2 protein-coding genes are annotated in these 3,088 nt (G+C 38.2%); both read left to right on the forward strand.

Going from position 1 to position 3,088, the window contains the following annotated elements; translation table 11 throughout:
- A partial coding sequence (locus tag WBM70_RS09160) for a flavodoxin-dependent (E)-4-hydroxy-3-methylbut-2-enyl-diphosphate synthase (RefSeq protein ID WP_424558206.1) occupies positions 1-388 on the forward strand: 388 nt, incomplete at its 5' end.
- 8 nt (positions 389-396) lie between these two features.
- On the forward strand, positions 397-2,850 hold the full coding sequence (gene dnaB / locus WBM70_RS09165) for a replicative DNA helicase (protein ID WP_424558207.1): 2,454 nt from the start codon (positions 397-399) through the stop codon (positions 2,848-2,850).
- The last annotated feature ends 238 nt before the right edge of the window (positions 2,851-3,088 follow it).

Genomic DNA, 3,088 nt, shown 5'->3' on the forward strand with positions numbered 1-3,088 from the left:
AGGTGATACAATGAGAGTTTCCATCACCGGTGAACTCGAAGAAGAGATCAAAGTCGGGAAAGCCATACTTAAAGACAGCGGCAGGATAAAAGAAGGGTTGAATATCATCTCCTGTCCTACCTGTGGACGCATAGAGGCTGACCTGGTGAGCGCTGTAGCAGAAGTGGAAAGAAGAACGGGACACATTAAAACACCTATGGATGTTTCTGTGATGGGTTGTGTGGTCAATGCTATAGGTGAAGCTAAACATGCAGATGTGGCTATAGCGTATGGCAAGGGTTCAGGACTAGTGATGCTTAAAGGGGAAGTGGTTGCAAGACTTCCTGAAGAAGAGTTAGTGGAGAGGTTTGTGCAAGAAGTAGAGAAATTCGCAGAGGATAATAAATAATGGAAAATATGTACAACTTAAACATAGAAAGAGCAGTACTCTCTGCGATTATCTTTGATCCTGAAACGTATGAAGAGATCGCTGCCAAGCTAAAACCACATGATTTTTATCTGCCTTTTCATCAGCATGTTTTTGCTGCGATGGAAGAACTTTCTGTAGAAGAAAAACCGCTTGATGATGAGTTTTTACGTTCTAAACTGAATAGTATGGGTAAGTTTGATGAAGTAGGGATGCTTGACTTGCTTTCCGCAAATCCTATTACTAACACTGCTGCATACCTCAAAGAGATCAAAGCAAAGTCAAGTAAAAGGGCTTTGGCAACACTTGCAACAGAGATCAAAAAAGTGACTATCGAAGATGATCTACCTGCTGAAGAGGTGATGAATCTGGTAGAGAAAAAACTCTATGAAATCACACAAAATTCAACTTCTGATGATTTTAGGGAATCCAAAGAGATCACCTTATCCATGATGGCTGAGATAGAACGTCTAAAAGCACTTGGAAACTCCAAACTCATCGGTACAGATACAGGATTTAGAAACCTCAATGATAAAACTTCCGGTTTTGGTAAAGGGGACCTGGTGATCATCGCAGCACGTCCTGCGATGGGAAAATGTTTAGGTAAAGGCACTAAAGTACTTATGTATGATGGTAGTCTCAAACAAGTAGAAGATGTTATGGTCGGCGATAAACTGATGGGTGATGATTCTACTCCAAGAAATGTACTCTCACTTGCTAGAGGCAGAGAAGAGATGTATTGGATTCGTCAAAATAAAGGTATTGACTATAGGGTCAATAAATCACATATACTTTCACTTAAACGATCTCGTAATGAGGGTATACATAAGCATGGCGATTTGTTAAATATAGAAGTATCGGAATATATAAATAAAAGTGCTAAATTTAAGTCGAATTATAAAGGCTACAAGGTAGCCGTAGAATTTAGTGAAATACCTTTAGATATCGAGCCATATTTTTTAGGATTGTGGTTGGGTGATGGAAGAAAGAGTGACATACATATAGCTACTGAAGATGATGAGATTGTTGAATACCTGCAAGACTATGCTTATAGACTTGACAAAAAGTTACATCGTTATGAAGTAATGGGTAAGTGTACGATGTATGGAATTACTAACATACAAAAAGAAGGTGCTTTAAAAGATTTAAGTCATTCTCTACAAGGTAAACTTAGAACACTTGGAGTAATTAATAATAAACATATCCCATCGATTTATTCACGAAATAGTACGAAACAAAGATTCGAAATTTTAGCAGGATTGATAGATAGTGATGGGTACTACGATGATACATATCATGTGATGGAAATAGTACAAAAAAGTAAAACATTGGCATACGATATTAAGTTTTTAGCTGATTCACTTGGATTTAGAGTGTCGTTGGTTAAGAAAAAAGCAACGATTAAATCTATAGGCTATGAGGGTGATGTGTATAGAATTCGTATCGTAGGACATTTGGATAAAATTCCTACTAAAATAGCACGAAAAAAAGCAAGAGGATTGATGTCAAATAGAGAGCATAGACATACAGGAATAAAAGTAGAGTATGATAAAGTAGATGACTATTATGGATTTGTACTAGATGGCAACCACCTTTTTTTACTAGAAGATATGACTGTAACTCATAACACTGCCTTTGTTCTCAATATGGCACTCAAAGCTATAGAACGTAATGAGGGTGTGGCATTTTTCTCTCTAGAGATGCCGGCAGAACAACTTATGCTCAGACTCCTCTCTGCAAAAACTTCAATACCGCTTCAGGCACTTAGAGTCGGTGATCTTAGAGATGAACAGTGGAGTCAGCTTTCTGCTGCGACCCAGGATCTCTCCACAAAAAAACTTTTTGTAGATGACGGCGGGTATGCAACGATTCATCATGTAAGAAGTAAACTTCGTAAACTCAAAGCACAGCACCCGGAGATTACTATAGCTATTATAGATTACTTACAGTTGATGAGTGGTGAGGGTAGAGAAGGAAGACAACAAGAAGTCTCTGAAATCTCAAGAGGGCTTAAACAGTTGGCCAGAGAACTGCAGATCCCTATCGTTGCACTCTCTCAGCTTAACCGTGGAGTGGAAAGCAGGGACAATAAACGTCCGATGCTCTCTGACTTGCGTGAGTCTGGAGCCATAGAACAAGATGCTGATATTATCCTCTTTGTTTATCGTGACGATGTCTATCGTGAAGCACAAGAGAAAGAAAAAGAGATGAAAGCTAAGGCTGAAGGTAAAGAGTATACTTCTGAGTTTAGAAAAAAACCTGAAGAAGATGCAGAGATCATCATAGGGAAGCAGAGAAATGGACCTACCGGTACAGTGAATCTCATTTTTCAAAAGAACTTTACACGTTTTGTAGATGCCCCGAATGGTCCAGCTTTTGAGATAGAATATGAAGATGCTGATATTCCTATGAATGTGGGAAATATAGACTTACCGACTATATAGTACGTAATAGAGCAAAGTTCTATTACGCTACCCTAGTGCTGTGTTTACTTACAACTTAGTTACGTTAAAGAGATAGGTACGAAAGAGACTTTTGATGCAGCTTGAAAAGCCCAAATTATTTCCTGAAAAGAAAACATTCGTTTGGGTAATGCTCTTTTTTATCTTTGTGATCCTCGTTAGACTCTTATTTGAATAGGAATCCTATCAAAGCTTTATTTCAAAACCTTTTTACTATACC

Source organism: Sulfurovum sp. (assembly GCF_049668085.1).
Classification (GTDB): Bacteria; Campylobacterota; Campylobacteria; order Campylobacterales; family Sulfurovaceae; genus Sulfurovum.